At 30.6% G+C, this 18,330-nt stretch carries 18 protein-coding genes, 3 pseudogenes and 1 riboswitch; of the genes and pseudogenes, 3 read left to right on the top strand and 18 right to left on the bottom strand.

Translation table 11 applies throughout. The features are described 5' to 3' along the window. Nucleotides 1–31: 31 nt before the first annotated feature. The 12 genes and pseudogenes from NST87_RS01595 to folE form a co-directional block, all read right to left on the bottom strand. Nucleotides 32–1,216, bottom strand: a complete 1,185-nt coding sequence (locus NST87_RS01595; protein WP_230621620.1) for a BglG family transcription antiterminator — start codon at nucleotides 1,214–1,216, stop codon at nucleotides 32–34. Continuing rightward, nucleotides 1,213–1,893, bottom strand: a complete 681-nt coding sequence (locus NST87_RS01590; RefSeq protein ID WP_233422196.1) for an HTH domain-containing protein — start codon at nucleotides 1,891–1,893, stop codon at nucleotides 1,213–1,215. The genes NST87_RS01595 and NST87_RS01590 overlap by 4 nt, the downstream gene beginning before the upstream one ends. 237 nt (nucleotides 1,894–2,130) lie before the next feature. Beyond that, the gene (locus NST87_RS01585) at nucleotides 2,131–3,063 is read right to left on the bottom strand and encodes a lactate/malate family dehydrogenase (RefSeq protein WP_019468991.1); all 933 of its coding nucleotides are present in this window, start codon (nucleotides 3,061–3,063) and stop codon (nucleotides 2,131–2,133) included. Between the two features lie 53 nt (nucleotides 3,064–3,116). Then, a complete protein-coding gene (locus NST87_RS01580) occupies nucleotides 3,117–3,932 on the bottom strand; it encodes a MetQ/NlpA family ABC transporter substrate-binding protein (RefSeq protein WP_019468992.1) in 816 nt (271 codons plus the stop codon). A gap of 93 nt (nucleotides 3,933–4,025) precedes the next feature. Beyond that, nucleotides 4,026–4,136, bottom strand: a riboswitch (SAM riboswitch). Between the two features lie 333 nt (nucleotides 4,137–4,469). Next, a pseudogene (locus tag NST87_RS01575) lies at nucleotides 4,470–5,615 on the bottom strand (globin domain-containing protein). Nucleotides 5,616–6,066: 451 nt separating this feature from the next. Next, nucleotides 6,067–6,426, bottom strand: coding sequence for a 4-fold beta flower protein (locus tag NST87_RS01570; protein WP_040030280.1), 360 nt, complete (start codon nucleotides 6,424–6,426; stop codon nucleotides 6,067–6,069). Between the two features lie 119 nt (nucleotides 6,427–6,545). After that, nucleotides 6,546–7,292, bottom strand: a complete 747-nt coding sequence (locus tag NST87_RS01565) for an SDR family NAD(P)-dependent oxidoreductase (protein WP_340721255.1) — start codon at nucleotides 7,290–7,292, stop codon at nucleotides 6,546–6,548. A gap of 18 nt (nucleotides 7,293–7,310) precedes the next feature. After that, a pseudogene (locus NST87_RS01560) lies at nucleotides 7,311–7,750 on the bottom strand (carboxymuconolactone decarboxylase family protein). Nucleotides 7,751–7,762: 12 nt separating this feature from the next. Next, nucleotides 7,763–8,275 (bottom strand): GAF domain-containing protein, encoded by a 513-nt coding sequence (locus tag NST87_RS01555; RefSeq protein WP_019468999.1) that lies wholly within the window; start codon nucleotides 8,273–8,275, stop codon nucleotides 7,763–7,765. A gap of 17 nt (nucleotides 8,276–8,292) precedes the next feature. Beyond that, complete coding sequence (locus NST87_RS01550) at nucleotides 8,293–9,462, bottom strand: NAD(P)/FAD-dependent oxidoreductase (protein WP_019469000.1); 1,170 nt, start codon at nucleotides 9,460–9,462, stop codon at nucleotides 8,293–8,295. Nucleotides 9,463–9,477: 15 nt separating this feature from the next. Further along, the gene (locus NST87_RS01545; protein ID WP_019469001.1) at nucleotides 9,478–10,248 is read right to left on the bottom strand and encodes an SDR family oxidoreductase; all 771 of its coding nucleotides are present in this window, start codon (nucleotides 10,246–10,248) and stop codon (nucleotides 9,478–9,480) included. 20 nt (nucleotides 10,249–10,268) lie between these two features. Then, a complete protein-coding gene (folE, locus tag NST87_RS01540; protein ID WP_019469002.1) occupies nucleotides 10,269–10,901 on the bottom strand; it encodes a GTP cyclohydrolase I FolE in 633 nt (210 codons plus the stop codon). Nucleotides 10,902–11,128: 227 nt separating this feature from the next. Here folE and NST87_RS01535 point away from each other — a divergent pair, with 227 nt between their 5' ends. Further along, nucleotides 11,129–11,824, top strand: a complete 696-nt coding sequence (locus tag NST87_RS01535) for an aspartate/glutamate racemase family protein (protein ID WP_019469003.1) — start codon at nucleotides 11,129–11,131, stop codon at nucleotides 11,822–11,824. Nucleotides 11,825–12,445: 621 nt separating this feature from the next. On the opposite strand, the pseudogene NST87_RS01530 reads toward NST87_RS01535, so the two are convergent. The 3 genes and pseudogenes from NST87_RS01530 to NST87_RS01520 form a co-directional block, all read right to left on the bottom strand. After that, nucleotides 12,446–12,845: pseudogene (locus tag NST87_RS01530) on the bottom strand (macrolide efflux ABC transporter Msr(A)); the annotation flags it as partial. Nucleotides 12,846–12,883: 38 nt separating this feature from the next. Beyond that, nucleotides 12,884–13,435 carry a hypothetical protein gene (locus NST87_RS01525; RefSeq protein WP_019469005.1) on the bottom strand — a complete coding sequence of 184 codons (552 nt, stop codon included), beginning with the start codon at nucleotides 13,433–13,435 and terminating at the stop codon, nucleotides 12,884–12,886. A 13-nt stretch (nucleotides 13,436–13,448) separates the two neighbouring features. Beyond that, entirely contained in the window at nucleotides 13,449–14,030 is a 582-nt protein-coding gene (locus NST87_RS01520) for a TetR/AcrR family transcriptional regulator (protein WP_019469006.1), read from the bottom strand. A gap of 353 nt (nucleotides 14,031–14,383) precedes the next feature. Here NST87_RS01520 and panE point away from each other — a divergent pair, with 353 nt between their 5' ends. Next, the gene (gene panE / locus NST87_RS01515; protein WP_019469007.1) at nucleotides 14,384–15,301 is read left to right on the top strand and encodes a 2-dehydropantoate 2-reductase; all 918 of its coding nucleotides are present in this window, start codon (nucleotides 14,384–14,386) and stop codon (nucleotides 15,299–15,301) included. 40 nt (nucleotides 15,302–15,341) lie between these two features. After that, nucleotides 15,342–16,160, top strand: coding sequence for an acyl-CoA thioesterase (locus tag NST87_RS01510; protein WP_019469008.1), 819 nt, complete (start codon nucleotides 15,342–15,344; stop codon nucleotides 16,158–16,160). Nucleotides 16,161–16,214: 54 nt separating this feature from the next. On the opposite strand, the gene NST87_RS01505 is transcribed toward NST87_RS01510, so the two are convergent. Genes NST87_RS01505 through NST87_RS01495 form a run of 3 tightly spaced genes read right to left on the bottom strand, consistent with a single transcriptional unit; the run spans nucleotide 16,215 to nucleotide 18,326 of the window. Continuing rightward, nucleotides 16,215–17,573 carry a PTS ascorbate transporter subunit IIC gene (locus NST87_RS01505; RefSeq protein WP_019469009.1) on the bottom strand — a complete coding sequence of 453 codons (1,359 nt, stop codon included), beginning with the start codon at nucleotides 17,571–17,573 and terminating at the stop codon, nucleotides 16,215–16,217. Between the two features lie 22 nt (nucleotides 17,574–17,595). Continuing rightward, on the bottom strand, nucleotides 17,596–17,880 hold the full coding sequence (locus tag NST87_RS01500) for a PTS sugar transporter subunit IIB (protein WP_019469010.1): 285 nt from the start codon (nucleotides 17,878–17,880) through the stop codon (nucleotides 17,596–17,598). A 5-nt stretch (nucleotides 17,881–17,885) separates the two neighbouring features. Continuing rightward, nucleotides 17,886–18,326: a PTS sugar transporter subunit IIA gene (locus NST87_RS01495; protein WP_019469011.1), complete on the bottom strand. Its 441-nt coding sequence runs from the start codon at nucleotides 18,324–18,326 to the stop codon at nucleotides 17,886–17,888. Nucleotides 18,327–18,330: the final 4 nt, after the last annotated feature.

Genomic DNA, 18,330 nt, shown 5'->3' with positions numbered 1-18,330 from the left:
TAAAAAGAATAATTGCCGTTGCTAGTGGCAATTATTCTTTGATTAAATTTATAATGTATTGTTTTAGATGCTGCGTTTCCATAGTCATAAGATAATCGACATCATAGTCATTTAAATCAGCGATCACATGTATTATTTTTTTCATTGCTGAAATTTCAGAATTAGCAATTGCTAAAAAGAATACTAATTTTACTTTATTTTGTTTCCATAGTAAGCCATGAGGACATTTAAATATAATAACCTGTGAACGCAACACTTTGTCAGGGTCACCATGTGGCATACTAATACCATTCCCTATATATGTTGAAGCATATTTTTCACGTTCCAATGCACTCTTCATATAACTTTCCGTAATAGCATGTTGTTTCATTAAAAGTGATTGTGCTTTTTCAAAAACATGGGTTACAGTTATGTCATCTGTCATCTTTTGAACATCAAATTGAATTGCAGATATTTCATCCTGCTTTAACACAGGATTTCTTTTACTATTAATAAATGATTTAATTTGATTTATGTCATTATCTGAAAGCAAAGGAGATACCTCTATCACGTGTAATGTATCTGGTAAATCCTTTGTATTAATGGGGTGCGTGGTAATCAACATATCAATATTTGAAAAGTTGTAATGAGACACCCGCTCTAATTTTAAAGTATCAACAATATTTATATGATTATCTAAATTCGCAATTTTCACTTCCAACAAACTAGATATTCCTAAACCATAATAACAAGTGATCACAACGTTAACTTCATCTTTTTTATTACGGTCAATGGACGATTGAAAATGTAATGCTAAAAAGGCAATCTCATCTTCTACTAAGTTTAGTTTTGAATCTTTCTCCAGATATTTTACAGTTTCATATAATGCATTAAAAACAAAGGGATAGTATTTTTTTATCTCATCAGTTAATGGATTATTGATATATACATTTTTAGCAATACGCAAATACGCTCTACTAAAGTGTGCTTGAATATTTTCACGTAAAATATTATCTTGGGTAAAATTGATACCAACTATTTTTTCCATGTGCTTAATCATGCGCACTACATAGCTTTCGACAAAGAGCGTTTCTATTCCCAAATCATATTTATTAAAGTAATAGCTAATAAAAAAAGAAAATAATTTAGCTGTATCTTTAGATAAACCATAAGCTAATTTTTGATTGATATCCTCTATACATTGCATTGCTATTTCTTCAGACTCTTTATTTATCACCCATGAATCTTCACTTGTTTTTTTCTTTTTATAATAATAATCAAATGAATAAGTAATTGTTGAATACGCATATCAGAAGTAAACAAATGATGTTGCTCTAATCTGTTTTTTATAATATAACAGATAGATTTAATGTGCGCTTGAGGTATTTCATTAAGTATAAAAGCTTCTACTGTCTTTTCCTTATTAGATAATTGATTTAAATGTAATATCGCATTTCTGATATTCATTTCATTACCTACTACAGTAACACCTTTTTTCTTAATGACATCTACATTAATATCAAAGGACGCACACCAAGCCTTTATTCTATTTAGATAATCATAAGCTTCCGTTTTTGTAATCATAAATTCTGATTCTATTTGATCAATTGTATTTGGTTTTTGATACATTAATAATTCGTAACCGAGTTTCATTAATTTTTCATTTTCTTTCGTTAAAAACGAATGTACCAATGTCTCTAATTCAGTCTCATCGTAATGGTCATGGTTGAGTTTATACCCTTTACCTTTAACACTTGTAATCAAGTGATTTATAATTTCGCTATTAATGTATTTAATATCATTTCTCACTGTTCTATTTGAAACATTTAAATAACTTGCTATTTCATCTGCGCTTAGATAATGATTACTGTTATTTAACAATAACCTAATAAGTTTAGCATGTCTTACCAACATGATTGCACCGCGCTTTCTAATCGTTTGAATTTTTATTAAATTCAATATTAATATTTAAATACATTGTAGCCATACCCTCACATTAAAGCAAGAAGTCACACTAAGATATCTTTGATGAAATGATAAAACAAAAATGTGAGTACAAAATAAAAAAATGACAATTTCTATATAAAATCTAGAAATTGCCATTTTTTATACTATGAGACACTGATGTTCCTCACTCTATATTAAATGATCTTATTTTTGTGCTATATTAATTGTTTGTCTGATATATTGATATGCTTCAATGAGCTGTTGTTCTTCCTGCTCATCCAATGCTATAGGATACCTTTGGACAATGCCATACTGGGCAACTAATGTCGGTAAACTATACGCACCATCATCTAACCCATATTCCTGACTGATTGATGTCAATGGCATAATTGTACGCTGGTTTAAAGCAATCGCTTGGATCAAAGCAGTCGTCACCTTGGAAATAGCTGCATTGGTCCACCCTTTTTGATAAAAAACATCCATTGAAACTTCATTTATAATAGACGTTATATGTGCCTTATCAATCGCTGGTGATTGACTTAAAGCTTCATACTCTGATAATTCCATACCGTGAATACGTACTTTGCTCCATACAGGCACTGCATACTGACCATGTTCACCAATAACAAACGCTTCAACATTTTTAGGATCAATTTGGTAATGCTGACCAACAATAGTTTTAAACCTTGAACTTTCTAATGCTGTACCCGTTCCAATTATTTTATGCGATGGATAATTGACTTGATTGGCAAAATATACCATCGAATCTACAGGATTAGAAATTAAAATAATAATTGCTTCTTGCGTAACTTCAGCAATTTGCTTCATCACATTTTTTATAATGTCATGGTTATCTTGTGCCAATAATGTTCGGTCACCATCATTTTTATCTGTTTGTATACTTGCAGCAATAACTATAAAATCTGCGTCAGCTAAATCTTGGTACGCGCCGGCTTTAATTCTTACATGACTTGTATTAAACAACCCTTGTGAATGATTATGATCAAGCGCTTCACCACTTGCAATTTCTTCTTTACTATCAATCAATACAATTTCTGAAAATAAATTCAAATACTGAACGTCTGTCAATACTTGACTGCCTACTCTACCAAGTCCGACAATTCCTAACTTAGACATGTGTAACCATACCTCCTCTGTTTGTTAAAACTTATATTCATAAATCAATGTTTTTATTTTTCATACGGTATAACATCTTCATTATATTCTTTTTTAATAAACTTTTTCATATCTTCAGATTGTAAAACTTTTAGTAATGTTTGATACTTTTTATCATCTTTATGCCCTTTTTGAACTGCAACAATATTGGCAAATGGTGATGATTTACCTTCTATTGCAATAGCCTCTTTGTGTGGCGTTAAGCCATTATCAATCGCGTAATTAGAATTCATGATTACAGCTGCGCCTTCTTTACTTTTATAAGTTTTAGGTAAAAATTCTGCCCCTTGCTTATTGTTAAACTTGAGATTCTTTTTGTTTTCTACAATATCTTCAAATTTGGCATCTTCAATTTTGACACCTTTTTTAATTTTTATTAACCCTTTATCTACGAAAAATGATAAGAAACGTCCTTCTTCTGCCGGATTATTAGAAACATAAATTGTAGAACCATTCGGAATATCTTTGATATCTTTATATTTTTTACTGTATACACCCATTGGCGTTGTAAAAACTTTCCCTACTTCTTCAATATTATAATTATGGTCATCTCTTTCAGCCTTTAAATAAGGTACATGTTGAAAGAAGTTTGCATCTACGTCACCTTTATCTAAAAGTTTATTGGGTACTTTATAATCATTAACAACTTTAATTTCTAAATCATACCCTTTTTTCTTCATTTCATCTTTCGCATGTTTCAGAACTTCACCATGAGGTGCTGGTGATGTAGCAATTGTGATCTTTTTATTCTCTTTATCTTTGGACGAACCACATGCTACGAGTATTACAGCAAAAAATACTAAAACTGTTAAACTAATGACCTTTTTCATAACATCTCTCCTTAGCTTTATCTAAAAATAAAATTCACTCATTATGTAAAAAAATACTTTCTCTTAATAAAATAAAGAGAAAGTACGCACCTTCTCTTATCTTCGAAAGTAATCATTTGTTACTTTCTGTGAATTAGCACCATTTCGTTAAACGATGGTTGCTGGGCTTCATCGGGCACGTCCCTCCGCCTCTCTAAATAAGAGTTAATCATATGTATTTGAGTTGTATTAATCCTAGCATTACACTCGTGTTTAGTCAATGAAATTTTAGAAAATTCTAATTTATTAATGATTAATCTAATATTAATAAAATTGTTCCATGTGAAACGAATACATTTACACTAAATATAGCGATCATTTAGTAACTCAGTTCCTTAAGTTATGTAGAATTTTTAAAATTATTATTCATAATAAAAAAACGTCAATTTCAATAGAAATTGACGCCTTTTACTAGCTGACGCTGTTTGCATACACTTTTTCATTTTTTCATAAACTTTTCTAATCATCATCGCATATGATGTTCAAAAAGTATTATTTTTATACAGAAAAACTTAATCTTGGAACAAATGCTTCAAAATGAATACGCTCTTCTGGAATTTCAAGTGCTTGTAAATTTAACATCATTGAATTTAAGAATGAACTTCCACCACAAATATAAATTTCAGTCTCATCATCAAGATATGCCTCTAAATCTTTCTTTTCTATATAACCATCCTCGTCACGTAAATGAACATGAAATACACTTTCTTCTGATTTTGCGTTAATTGATTTAAGTGTATCTTCAAAAGCAATATTATCGCTATCTGAAGTTACCTGAATAAATGTAGCAGCCGCATTAGATTCAACAGCTTCTCTATACATTGAAACAAGTGGTGTTACACCTACGCCAGAACCTAAGAGTAATTGCTTTTTATCTTTATTTACTAAACCAAAACCACCTACCGGCGCAGATAATTCTAATGTATCTCCAATGTTAACTTCGTCATGTAAAATCGTTGAAACTTCACCCTCATGTTCTTCGGTAAAATCTTTTCTCACGCCAAATGTTAAATAATCACGATTTCCATCTACAATGGAATAATGTCTTTTAGCCTGATAAGGTAATTTCTTATTTGAAATATTTACAGTAATATACTGACCTGGCGTGAATTGACTTAAATCAATATCCTCTGATTGAATCGTAAATGATTTAATGATTTCTGTTTCTTTATTAATATCAGTGACTTCAAACGGTTTAAATCCTTCCCAAGCCATTTGGCTATAAACTTCTTTTTCTAAGCCAATAAATGCGTCTGCGATTGCTTGATAAGCTTTAATCCATGTTTGAATAATTTCACTATCATCCGTCAATCCAGTTACTTCTTGAATCGCTCAAATTAAATTTTCACCTACAATCGGATAATGTTCGGGTTGAACTTGTAACGCACAATGTTTGTAGACCACTGGCATGATAACCGGAACAATTGGAGATAAATCATCAATATTATCAGCTGCAGCTAAAACAGCCATAGCTAGTGCTGAAGATTGTAAACCTTTCTTCTGGTTCGTTTGGTTAAATACGTTTTTTAATTCTGGATGCTCTTCAAATAACATATTATAAAAAATAGAGGTAATATTTTGTCCCTCATCTTTTAGAAGTGGCACTGTTTCTTTAATTATTTTGATTTCTTCATTTGTTAACATATAATCTCTCCTTAATAGTAATTTAAGATAGATTAAGACAAAATCATTATATTAAATCACCTTATTCAAATAAATTACTAACATATTTATTATCGTTTTAATATATTATTGAAAACCTATCTTTAGCATACTATTTAAATTATTTTTGTAAAATCAAGTGTTTGGTAGAAATGTTATACGTATAAAATTAGTGCGAATTTGCGCTTCTAAAAATGATTCTAGTATTCGTATATTAATAGATAGCATCGGAGCTAGTGGTATTTCTATAGAAGTAGTTAATTTAGATTGTAATATTTATAAAGTTGCCTTCAAAAAATCATGATAATAAAGGTGCAAAAAGATATTAAAAAATAACACAAAATAACAGTAATATAATCTAGTTATTTTGTGCTAAAAATGAACAACATATGCAAGCAGTTGTTTTAAAAGAATGACTAAAAAAAGTCATTCTTCAAACACCTTGTAATAAAAAATCTATGCCACTTAAGCGTGACCAAGCTATATGATATATATTTTTAATTTTAACTTGCTTTCTATTCTTTTTAATTGGCATATCTTCTTTTATATTTTTTCCAGGAGCCTTGTTTTTAATAGGTTTTATTGGACCACCAGATGCTTTCGAGCTAAACATTACACATTTACCTTTTAAATCTCTTATCCATCCATTTTCAAACCAACCTAAATGACTCCCATTAAAGCCATACACTTTATTACATTGAAAATAAACGACTGCTTTACCATTAAATAGATAAACATGTGTATTATCTTCTGTATAAGCTGTAGCATTACCATTTCTGTCGTAAAAGTTCATTTTAAACCTTCTTTAAAACTTTTTTTATAGTTAAAAATATATTTTACAATTGAAAAACTCATTACAGCTAAAGCTATAATAAGGCTGTGAGTATTTGAATGTTAAATTTAAAACCATTTTTATTTTAAGTGTAATCCACCACTCACAGGGAAGTAATGTCCTGTGTAAAAGCCATCATCGTCATTCACAAAAAAGTTAACTGCACGCACAACATCTTCTGGTTTAGCAATTCTTTTAGCAGGTGTTATTTCGGCAATACGTTTAATAATCTTGGTTTGTGATTTAGTTCGATCTGTTTCTATCATACCGGGACAAACAACATTCGAAGTGATACCATATTCACTCATTTCAAGTGCTACATACTTTGAAAAAGTACTTATTGCAGCTCTAGAACTACCATGATGTGCTACGTTATTTGACGGTTTTTCACTAGATAATGATCCTATATAAATAATACGACCATAATGATTTTGTTTCATAGTACCTAAAACAGCTTTTGTCATATTAAAGGCTGCGCCCATATCTTCATTTAAATTTTTAGACATATCTTCCCAAGTCATGTCTTCAATTGACATTGGTCTAAATAATGGACCAGCATTGTTCACCAAAATATCAACAGTACCAAATGATTTTAATGCTTCATTAACTATACGCTGCGAGCCATCAATGGTTGTAACGTCAGCTTGTACAATAATAGCGTTGGAACCTAAATCTTTAATTTTTTCTTGAACATTTTCAACACTTTTTTCATCATTTAAATAATTCAAAACAATATTGACACCTTTTTCTGCTAAATTTATTGCAATAGCAGCACCTAGGCCTCTACCGGATCCTGTAACAATCGCAACTTGATTATTTATAGACATATTGTGCACTCCTTTGATTTAAACATTGTATTCATTTCCCATAGATATAGATATTCTATTCCATGTATTAATTTGTGCAATTGTAAATATTAAATCAGCATATTCCTTTTCACTGTATTTTTCACGAACGCGATTATAGAGCTCTTTCGGAACTTTATGATTAGAAATTAACGTAACGTGTTCAGCTAATTCTAGTGCTAATTTTTCAGCATCGTTGTATATATTAGTATCTTCCCAAGCATTTAATAAATAAATTTTCTTTTCGTCTATACCTCGTTTTCTAGCATCTGTAGTGTGCATGTTTAAACAAAATGCACAGCCATTTATTTGAGAAACTCTTATTTTTATTAATTCTTGCAACTTGTTATCAATTGTATTTTTTTCAATAATTTTTCCATTTCATACATTAATTCAATATTATCTGAGGCAATTTCCTCATAATTCATTCGTAAACTCATTTTATATACTCCTTATTTTTTAATAAAATTGGTAGATACGTCTGTCATGATACTTAAATCTATTTTTGCTAATTTTTTCTCTATAAGTTCTACTATATTTTGTAAATTTACTTCATCATTTTTATTAAAACGATTAATCGTTGGTGCATCTATGTCTAATACTCCAATTATCGTATTATTCACAAATATAGGTAATACGATTTCTGATTTACTGTTTGAATCACAAAATATATGATTCGGATATTCGTAAACATCTTCTACGTTTATTAAATTACGCTGTGTTACAGCATCTCCGCATACACCAGATTCTAATTTCAAATGTGAACAAGCTGGTTGCCCTTGAAAAGGACCTAATAATAATTCTTCATTTTTTATAAAATAAAAACCTAGCCAATTTACATTTGGTAAATTTGAATAAAGTAAAGATGAGATATTAGAAAAAATGGTAATAGGTTCTACTTCATCTTCTATTAAAGCTACTAATTGCTTAGCTAAACTACCATAGTTTGTGAAATTATTAGTCATTATGATTACTCCTAATTTTATGCTTTATTTTTTATAAGATAATCTTGTACTTCCTTTTTATTTTTATAACCATTAGTGAAAAACACAGCTTGTGGTTTATCTAATTGATCATAATATGTGATTGAAAATGTTCCATTTTCAATGTTTCCTTCAATTTCACTTCTATTCCAATTTTTTATATGACCCAAATATTCAAAAGAGTCATTATATTGATCAGACCAAAAATAAGGAATTATTTTAAATGGTGAAGTGTTATTATTAATTATATTCTTAGCTAAATTCTTGCCTTGGTTAAATGCATTCTCCCAATGTTTAACATTGATTAATTGATTGTCATAAGGCCAAACCGCACAATCTCCAATCGCATAAACATCTTTAATGTTCGTTTGACCATATTCATTTACAATATAGCCTTGATTATTTGTATTTAATTTTTCCACACCTTGATTTCTTATTTCTTCAAAGAATGTGCCGATACCTGCTATCAAGATATTGCATTGAATTTCTAAATTATTAGCAGTTGTAATCTTTTTAACGGTATCTTTTCCTTCAATTTCTTTAATAGTGTCGTTTGTCATAAAATTAATACCATTTTTTTCATGAAGTTGTTTAATATATTTAGCAGCTTGATTACCAATAATTTTACTCAATGGATATTCAGATCTTGAAATTAAAGTTACATTATGGTTTAAATTTTTTAAACTCGCTGCTAGTTCTAATCCAATAAATCCTCCACCCAGAATAACAATATCTTGTTTTTCTTTGCTTGCTTCCTCTTTAATGCTCAATGCATCTAAAAAGTTAGATAAATAATGAATGTTCAAGTTTTGATTTGAATAATTTAATTTCTTATTTTTTACACCAGTAGCTAATACGAGTTTGTCATAATTTATAATTTTATTTCTTTCTGTAAGTAACTGTTTTTTATCTGTGTCTATATTTATAATTTTAGTATTTAAGACAATTTCTATATTATTGTCATCATAAAAATTTTCTTTTTCTAATAAAGGTATAGCAGTATTTTCATTGTCTTGCATCCACTCTTTCGTCAAAGGAGGTTTATCATATGGCAATCGTTCCTCGCTTTCAACAATTTTAATGCCACCTTGATACCCTTTTTTTCTTAATTCTTTTGCTGCAAATATACCTGCTATAGATCCACCTACAATTACAACATTATCATCCATAATTAAAGCACCTCTTTATAAATTATACTTATTGATAACATCATGATTACCTGTGACAGAGATTGTTGCACCTGTTATATAACTTGATTTTTCTTCACAAAGAAAATTAATAACACGAGAAATATCCTCACCATATTCTTTTCTTGGAATCTCAAAATGAGATAAGTCATTTCTTTTATGCTCAGCTATATTTCTTTCTTTATCATCACCTAAAATATCGCCTGGGCAAACCGTATTAAATGTTATTCCGAAACGGGCTTCTTCTTTTGATAAAGTTTGTGTTAATGATAAGACGCCTGTTTTTGCTGCCGCATAAGCACCTCGATATATCCAACCTGGTATATTTTGACTTTGATCAAAACCAATTGTTATAACTCTCCCCCAATTATTTTTCCTCATAATAGGGACAACTTCTTTAACTAAAATGAAAAAACTTTTTAAATTACCATCAACCATGGCATTCCATTCTTCATAAGAAGTATCAATAATGGTTTGCTTATCTTTAATAAATGGTCCTGCATTATGAATTAAAATATCTAAGCGCCCCATAGTAGACATAATTGATTCAATCATATTTTTTACATCCTTTATTTTTGATACGTCTGCTTGGATGGCAATAACATTCACACCAAATTTTTGCTTAATTTCGTCAACTAATTTTTGTGCTTCTGCCTTACTTTTCCGATAATTAATAACTATATCAATTTCATTAGCAGCTAAATCAAGCGCTGTTTTCTTACCTAAACCTTTTGCACTACCAGTAATTAAGGCTACTTTTCTACACATAATTACACACCTTATTCTAATTATTTATTGATTAAAGTTAAAAATTCATTTCTTGTATTATAATTTTTATGAAATAACCCGTGTACAGCTGAAGTGATTGTAGAAGATTGTTCTTTTTTGATACCTCGACTACACATACACATATGTTTGGCTTCAATCACTACCATGACACCTCTAGGTTCTAACACCTCATTGATTGCTTGTGCAATTTGAGTTGTTAATCTTTCTTGTACTTGAAATCTTCTCGCATATCCTTCGACTACTCTAGCAATTTTTGATAATCCAGTTACCTTTTCATTAGGTATATAACCAACATGAACAACACCGTAAAAAGGTGCAAAGTGATGTTCACACATTGAATAGAATTCTATATCCTTGACCAAAACCATGTCGTCTTGTTTAACATCAAACGTTTTTGTTAAATGTGTTTTAGGATCTTCGTTATACCCTTCTGTATATTCTAAAAAAGCTTTAATAAAACGATAAGGGGTATCGATGAGACCATCTCTTTCAGGATCATCTCCACATAATTCTATGATGTTTCTCACACTTTCCATTGCAAGATTCATCTGTCTTTTTTTCTCCTCAACATTATTGACAAAATTATTTGAGATGAGATCATTTACTTTTTCTTCTAAACCTTTATCTTCCATATCTACACCACTTTTTAATTATTATTTATGATCACAAATTGCTTGCTTAAGCTTGTCTTTATTATTTATCTAAATAATAGCAAAAACAAACGTTCTGCTTAATAAAATATAAACTTTCAAATATTTAAATATCATTGAAATTAAATTATTCGGGTAACAATTTAATAACTGATTAAATATATAATATCGTTTGAATTTAATTTTTGACGGTTATTGGAGGAATTAAGATGAGAAATGTAGGTATAATTGGAGGTCTCGGACCTGAATCAACAGTGGACTATTACCAATCTTTTATTCATAAATATCAAGACAGAAAAAATAGTAAAAAAACACTGCCCGAATTATTTATTAATAGCATTAATATGTATAATATTTTTGAATATATTAACAACAATCAATTGGAAGATTTGGCAAACTATGTAGGAAATGCAGCAAAAAAATTAGAAGATATTGGTGCAGATTTTATAATTATAGCTGCAAATACACCACATATAGTATTTAATGACATTAAAAAAATGGTAAGTGTACCAATGATCAGTATTGTAGATGCAACTTATGAACGGGCAAATGAAGAAAACTTACAATCATTAGGTCTTTTAGGAACTAAATTTACAATGGAACATGATTTTTTCAAAAAGCAATTCACTAAAAATAATAAGCATGTTGTTGTACCTAATGAGAATGAACAACAACTAATACACCAAAAAATTGTTGATGAGTTGGAAAATGGTATTGTAAAACAAGAAACTAAAGAAGATTTTCTAAAAATCATTAGTCGAATGACAAAAGAAGACAATATTGATAGCGTAATTTTAGGATGTACAGAATTACAAATGCTTTTTGATAATAGTGATTTTAATATTCCAATTTTAGAAACTATGGACATTCATGTAAATAAAATGGTCGAGGAGGCATTTAAATGAGAGAATTAATTGGTCAATGTGAGAATTGCCATAGAGATATTTTTTGTTTAAATAGCTTTTTAAATGGCGTGCATAAAAATAATCATTTGTATTGTTTTGAATGTATTGATACTGTCAAATAATTATTTAATTGAACACTTTTTCAAATACTCGTCACATTACTAAAACATGAATAGCTGTGGTCCATAATAAAGTATATTCATCTCATCAATTCGACAAATTAAAACATAAAATTGCTAATTTCTTGAGAAATCTTAAAAGTATGATACCTAAAGACTCTTAGCGTTAATATTTCAGTCTTACTATCAATCATAAGTTGAAATCTCGATAATTAAGAAATAGCATTAAATCTGTACAACTAGTATTATATTAGACTTTAAAATTATTAAGCGACTTCTGAATAATAAGAAGTCGCTTTTAACATGTCGCATGATAACCTTATGAATTTTTCTAGAACCGTAATTTCTATTGTCATCATAACGTTTACTTTACTGCTATGCATTCTTTAGTTCGTTGAGTTATTGATTTTATATACAATGCTGTTAAGACAAAATTAAATCCATATCATTTTTTAAACTTTAGTTTTTAAGTTATATCATAAATAAATTGTTCTGTTAGTTCCTATTTTTTATCTGCCACATGTTCAACAAATCTTCTATCGTGTGATGTGAATAAGATGATCCCTGGGTATTTATTCATAAACACTTCTAATGTTCTAGCGTATTAATATCTAAAAAATTAGTTGGTTCGTCTAAAGTTAACACATTCGCATTCGCTGAAAAATATACTGCTAAAATTATTTCGTTCTTTCCTCACCACTCAAAACGTTACAAGAACGCCCAAGTTATTCATTTAAACCCAAGTTATTTAAAATAGCTCTACTGCATGATTCTGATGAATACGTTTCATCCATTAAATATTGCAATAATGAAACGTCACGCATGTCTTCATAAGCAAGCTGACGATAGTATGGCATTTGCACTTTAGGAGAACAATCGATGACCTCTATTGGACGATAAATATTATAAGGACATTATTGTGATACCGTTTTTTCTTTTCTTATTTATTATGATTTTTTTCTTTTCTAGGCGGCCACACAAAATATGAAATACTAATAATTAAGTCTATAATAATGACAATTGTCCAAATATGAATAACAACATCCATAGCTTCTGTACGACTTTTATCATTAATTAAATAGACAAGTAAATGTAAAATTCCTGTACCTATAATATAAGAAAGTAAATGTTTCAACCAACTTTTGAAATATTTTTTAGAATAAGCTAAACCATCGAGTTTATAAGGTTTGGGACCTTGTTTCATTACATAATATCTAAATCTATCATCGGCCCAATTTATCATACTCTTTCCAAATATAAGAGATACTGAAATATAAACTGCAGCTATAGCATGCGGTGTTTCAGCTGTTGCACCATTCATGAGATCTACAACTGTTGTTATAAGCAATATTAAATCTATAACCGGTGTAAGTGCTAGGAAGAAAAAACCCAGTTTTTGTTGTTTTAAGATATATCTTGTTACCAAACCAAGTAATATGACAACCCAAAAGGCTATTTCACAAAAAATTATAAGCCATACGATAAAATTCATGGGCTGTCCTCCTTCATTGCGTTAATCTAACTATTTCTTCGTCTACAATTGTTTGAATATCATCGTTTGAAATCCCGTTTGGGTTGAGTAGTTTATGCAAAGCCAAACCGTCAATTAATGCGTGTAATTTCATAGAATTAAGGTGCATATTCAAATTATCTTTCAACAAATGCTCGTTTCTTAATAATGTCAAAACACTATTACATAATTGATCTATCCCATCATCAAGTGTACTTTGACCATATTCATGTATGTCATATCGAAATGCCATCCATACTTCCATATCAGCTAACCTTTCTTGATCTAATGGTAATACCGATAGTAAACTTGCTTTTGCTTTGTCTATTGTATTAAGGTTTTCGGACGTAAATATTACTTCGATTCTCCTTCTTACTTTTAATTCCACAGTAGACATTACAGCATTTAATAACTCTGAATGATTGGGAAAATAATATCTAATCTGTCCAGGTGTCATTTCAGCTAATTTCGCAATTTGTCTTACAGTAGATCCTTTAACTCCATTTTCTACAATTGAGTCGAAAGCATATTGAATGATTTGTTCTTTTTTCTTTTCATGATTAATTATTTTTGGCATGTTCTCAGTCTAACACATTTTAATACAGGTGTGTTAAATAAACTAACACCATCAAAACAGAGCGCTTAACAATAAATAACGGACTACGTTAAACCTCGCTTAATTTTGCAACTCCCCAGACAATTCATTATATGATTAGCAAAAATTTAATGCTCTTATAATTTGATATAGATTGTTAACCCTCTTTCTCAAATATGAATAGATGTTCTTAGGTATTAGAAATTTATTGTATATTACATTATACGATTAACACACCCCCTTAATTTTTCATTCATTTCTGATGCGTAACTTTGAACTTTTAGTGGTATATAAATAGCAATATGAATCATTACATAGATTAAGGAGTGTTTGAGATGCGCATTTTAGTCCTAGGAGCAGGTGGAATTGGAGGCTACTTTGGTGGTCGTTTAGCAGAGAATCATAAAAATGTCACTTTTTTAGTAAGGCCGAAAAGAAAATCTTATTTAGAAAGGAATGGCTTAGTCATCCATAGCGACAACGGTGACTATAGTTTCACCCCACAATTGGTTACTAGAGAAGATCATACTGAACCATTTGATGTGATTTTACTATCTTCAAAATCATATCATCTTGAGCAAGCAATCGATGACTTGAAACCGTTTGTGGGAGATCATACTGTGATTATTCCGCTGTTAAACGGTGTTGCACATATTCCAAAATTACAAGCTGTTTTTGGTAAAAATAAAATTATGGGTGGTTATTGCATCATTGAAACTTCATTAAATGCAACTGGTGAAGTCGTACAAACAAGTGATTTCGATAAACTTTTCTTTGGAGAATTAGATGGCACAAATAGTGAAAGAGCTAAATTGATAGAGGATACTTTCGCTAATACAAAATCTGAATTTATTTTAACTTCAGATATCGAGCGTGGTATGTGGCAAAAATATCTAATGATTACAGTATTATCAAGTGTAACTACAATGATGCATGCGCCAATCGGACCAATACGTGATAGTGAAGGTGGTACTGATTTTATCAAATCATTATATGAAGAAGTTTCGTCCATTATGAGAAGTCACCAAGTCCCGATTGATAAAACAATCGTCGATAAATATATGAAAGGACTTACTAAGCTATCTTACCATTTCAAAACATCCATGCAACGTGATATGGAAAAAGGCTTAAATATTGAAGCCGATCACTTACAAGGCTATTTGCTGAATTTAGCCGAAGAACATCAATTAGATGCACCACTACTTTATACTTCATATCAAAATCATAAAGTTTATAAAGAAATGCTTCAATAAAATCTTAAACGTAAGCTAAAAATTATATGGAGGCATACAAATGACATTAAATACGTACGCACATCCTTTTGATATCGCAACAAACTTAAAACCACAAGAAGTTGGCGTTTATCATGGACATACTTCTTCTGATTATGCCAATATGGTTGGCCCTTTTGGTGGTGTGATTGCATCAACATTATTACGAGCAATTATAGAGCATACAGATTGTCTTGGTAACCCAGTTTCATTTACTGTTAATTACACAGCACCTGTCAAAGATGGATCATTCACTATAAATGCCAATCCAGTTAGAACCAATCGCTCTACACAACATTGGTATATTGAACTGCACCAACATAATAAGATAGTCATTACAGCGACTGCAGTTACAGCAAAGAAAAGAGATACATGGTCTTCAACCGAATTAAACATGCCAAAAATACCAAACGCAGAAAATGTAGACAGTTTATCATTAACAGAAGTTCCGCCCTGGGTAAATCAATATGATATTAAAATAATAAAAGGTGCACCTAGAGCTTACACTAAATCAAATCATGCAGATTCAGTTACATTACAATGGATGAAAGACAAACCAAATAGAACTTTAGATTATTTATCTCTTGCCTCAATGTGTGATGCTTTTTTTCCAAGAATATATGTCCGTCGTGAAAAAGTTGTCCCAATAGGTACAGTTTCTCTTACTGTGTACTTTCATTCAGACACAGCAACATTAGCACAGCACAGCATTAATCACGTATTAGGACACACGCGAGCACATAATTTTAATGATGGTTTTTATGACCAAACTGGCGAAATTTGGAGTTCTGATGGAGAATTATTAGCTACAACAACTCAACTTGTTTATTATAAAGAATAAGATAACACAAAAAATCCTAGGCCTATGATTTTGCATAGCCTAGGTTTTTTATGATTATTGTTCTTTCATCGCTTTTTGATTCGAACGTTTTTGTAGTAAAATTGACACCACACCGACAACAACAATTAAACCAACAATGCCAATGATGCCCAAATATTTCGCTACATTACCAAGCACGACACCCACTACTAAGAAATCTGTGTCTGAGAATGTAGTAGCAGCACCACCTAATTCCCCTAAGAATGGCAAGAATAATAATGGTAAAAACGTGATTAATAATCCATTTAATGCAGATCCAGCAATCGCACCTCTAATGCCTCCACGTGCATTACCAAAGACCCCTGCTGTAGCACCTAAGAAGAAGTGTGCCACCACACCTGGAAGTATCACGACACCACCAAATAAGAATAAGATGAACATCCCAATCACACCTACAATAAAGCTGACAAAGAAGCCAATTAACACTGCATTTTGTGCATAAGGGAAGACTATCGGACAGTCTAACGCAGGTTTTGTATTTGGAACTAACTTTTCAGATATACCTTTAAATGCAGGTACTATTTCTGCAAGAATTAAGCGAACACCCGTTAAGATAATGAACACACCAGCTGCAAATGTAACACCCTGAATAAGTGAAAACACAATAAAGTTTTGTCCATCACTGATTTCTGAGTGCACGAAAGTAGGTGTAGCAAACAATGATGCTACAAAGTAAAGCAATGTCATTGTTAAAGAAATACTGATCGTACTTTCTCTTAAAAAGCTTAACCCTTTTGGAAAATTGATATCTTCAGTCGATTTTGATTTACTTTTAAATAATTTACCTATTTCTCCAGCAGCCCAATAACTCAATGTACCAAAATGACCCAAAGCGACTTGGTCATTTCCCGTTATTTTTTTCATTGTAGGCTGTGCTAGTGCAGGTAGTATTGCCATAATCAAACCTAAAATAATCGCTCCAATAATCACTGTAAATGTACCTGTCACATGACCAACGGACAATAATATTGCTAAAAATGCGGACATATAAAATGTATGGTGACCAGTTAAGAAAATATATTTCAAGTTCGTAATGCGCGCAATAATGATATTCACAATCATCCCAAACACCATGATTAATGCTGCAGTCGTACCATATTGTTCCAAAGCGATTGATATGATTGCTTCATTATTAGGCACAACACCCTGCACCCCAAATGCATGCTGGAAAATCTTGCCAAATGGTTCTAATGATTGCGTTACTACATTAGCACCCGCACTTAAAACTAAAAATCCTAGAATCGTCTTTATCGTACCTGATGTGATATCAGTTGCCGACTTTTTCTGGACAATTAATCCAATAAATGCAATTAAGGCAACTAATATCGCAGGTTGACTTAAAATATCGACGATAAAATCAAGAATTGGCTTCATAATCTTACCTCCTTATTAATGATTAAAGTATATTTAAATCTTTTAATTTTTCATCTAGTTTTTGCTGTAATTCTTCTTTATCTAATATATTGTCTAATACAATGACATCACCTAATTTTTTGGTATTTTCTTCTAAATCTCTTCCACAAATAAATAAGTCTGCCATATCAGGACTTGCACTCATAACATCACTATGTTCAACTTTTATATCTGATGGTGCATTTAAATTTTTCAATGCTTCTTGTGCATTCATTTCAACCATAAAACTACTTCCTAATCCGTGCCCACATACTACTAAAATTTTCATTGTCATCATTCTCCTTTAAATATATTTATAATTTCACTTGATGTTTGTGCCTTTAATAAATTATTCACTGTCTGCTGATTGCCTAGAGTCGTAGCTAAACTTCTCAATACTTCTAAGTGTCCTTCATTATCTATAGCACTTAATACAAAAACCAATGAAGCATAGTGTCCCTCTTCTGAAAAGTTAATATGTTGATTTAGCTTTAACAAACTCAAACCTATCTTTCTAACGTTATTATTCGGTCGAGCATGGGCAATTGCTATTTCTGGAGCAATAACGATATAAGGTCCTAATTTTTCTACACTATGAATCATGTCATCAATATACGCTTGTTGAAAATAGCCTTGTTCTCGTAAAGGACTTGCAGCTATATTAATTGCCTCACGCCAACTTTCAACTTGTTCAAGTACTTGCACTTTATCTGATGATAAAATTTCTAAAGTCATTTTT

The organism is Staphylococcus sp. FSL W8-0271, from assembly GCF_038006605.1.
Classification (GTDB): Bacteria; Bacillota; Bacilli; order Staphylococcales; family Staphylococcaceae; genus Staphylococcus; species Staphylococcus cohnii.
This window is presented reverse-complemented; position numbering and strand designations above follow the sequence as displayed.

Bases quoted from the DNA above. Each gene is read 5' to 3' on its own strand.
- NST87_RS01550 (WP_019469000.1), bottom strand. From the start codon at position 9,462: ATGGATGATAATGTTGTAATTGTAGGTGGATCTATAGCAGGTATATTT.
- NST87_RS01510 (WP_019469008.1), top strand. From the start codon at position 15,342: ATGACATTAAATACGTACGCACATCCTTTTGATATCGCAACAAACTTA.
- NST87_RS01590 (WP_233422196.1), bottom strand. From the start codon at position 1,893: ATGTTGGTAAGACATGCTAAACTTATTAGGTTATTGTTAAATAACAGT.
- NST87_RS01535 (WP_019469003.1), top strand. From the start codon at position 11,129: ATGAGAAATGTAGGTATAATTGGAGGTCTCGGACCTGAATCAACAGTG.
- panE (WP_019469007.1), top strand. From the start codon at position 14,384: ATGCGCATTTTAGTCCTAGGAGCAGGTGGAATTGGAGGCTACTTTGGT.
- NST87_RS01500 (WP_019469010.1), bottom strand. From the start codon at position 17,880: ATGAAAATTTTAGTAGTATGTGGGCACGGATTAGGAAGTAGTTTTATG.
- NST87_RS01545 (WP_019469001.1), bottom strand. From the start codon at position 10,248: ATGTGTAGAAAAGTAGCCTTAATTACTGGTAGTGCAAAAGGTTTAGGT.
- NST87_RS01555 (WP_019468999.1), bottom strand. From the start codon at position 8,275: ATGACTAATAATTTCACAAACTATGGTAGTTTAGCTAAGCAATTAGTA.
- NST87_RS01580 (WP_019468992.1), bottom strand. From the start codon at position 3,932: ATGAAAAAGGTCATTAGTTTAACAGTTTTAGTATTTTTTGCTGTAATA.
- NST87_RS01565 (WP_340721255.1), bottom strand. From the start codon at position 7,292: ATGTCTATAAATAATCAAGTTGCGATTGTTACAGGATCCGGTAGAGGC.
- NST87_RS01570 (WP_040030280.1), bottom strand. From the start codon at position 6,426: ATGAACTTTTACGACAGAAATGGTAATGCTACAGCTTATACAGAAGAT.
- NST87_RS01505 (WP_019469009.1), bottom strand. From the start codon at position 17,573: ATGAAGCCAATTCTTGATTTTATCGTCGATATTTTAAGTCAACCTGCG.
- NST87_RS01495 (WP_019469011.1), bottom strand. From the start codon at position 18,326: ATGACTTTAGAAATTTTATCATCAGATAAAGTGCAAGTACTTGAACAA.
- NST87_RS01525 (WP_019469005.1), bottom strand. From the start codon at position 13,435: ATGAATTTTATCGTATGGCTTATAATTTTTTGTGAAATAGCCTTTTGG.
- NST87_RS01585 (WP_019468991.1), bottom strand. From the start codon at position 3,063: ATGTCTAAGTTAGGAATTGTCGGACTTGGTAGAGTAGGCAGTCAAGTA.
- NST87_RS01520 (WP_019469006.1), bottom strand. From the start codon at position 14,030: ATGCCAAAAATAATTAATCATGAAAAGAAAAAAGAACAAATCATTCAA.
- folE (WP_019469002.1), bottom strand. From the start codon at position 10,901: ATGGAAGATAAAGGTTTAGAAGAAAAAGTAAATGATCTCATCTCAAAT.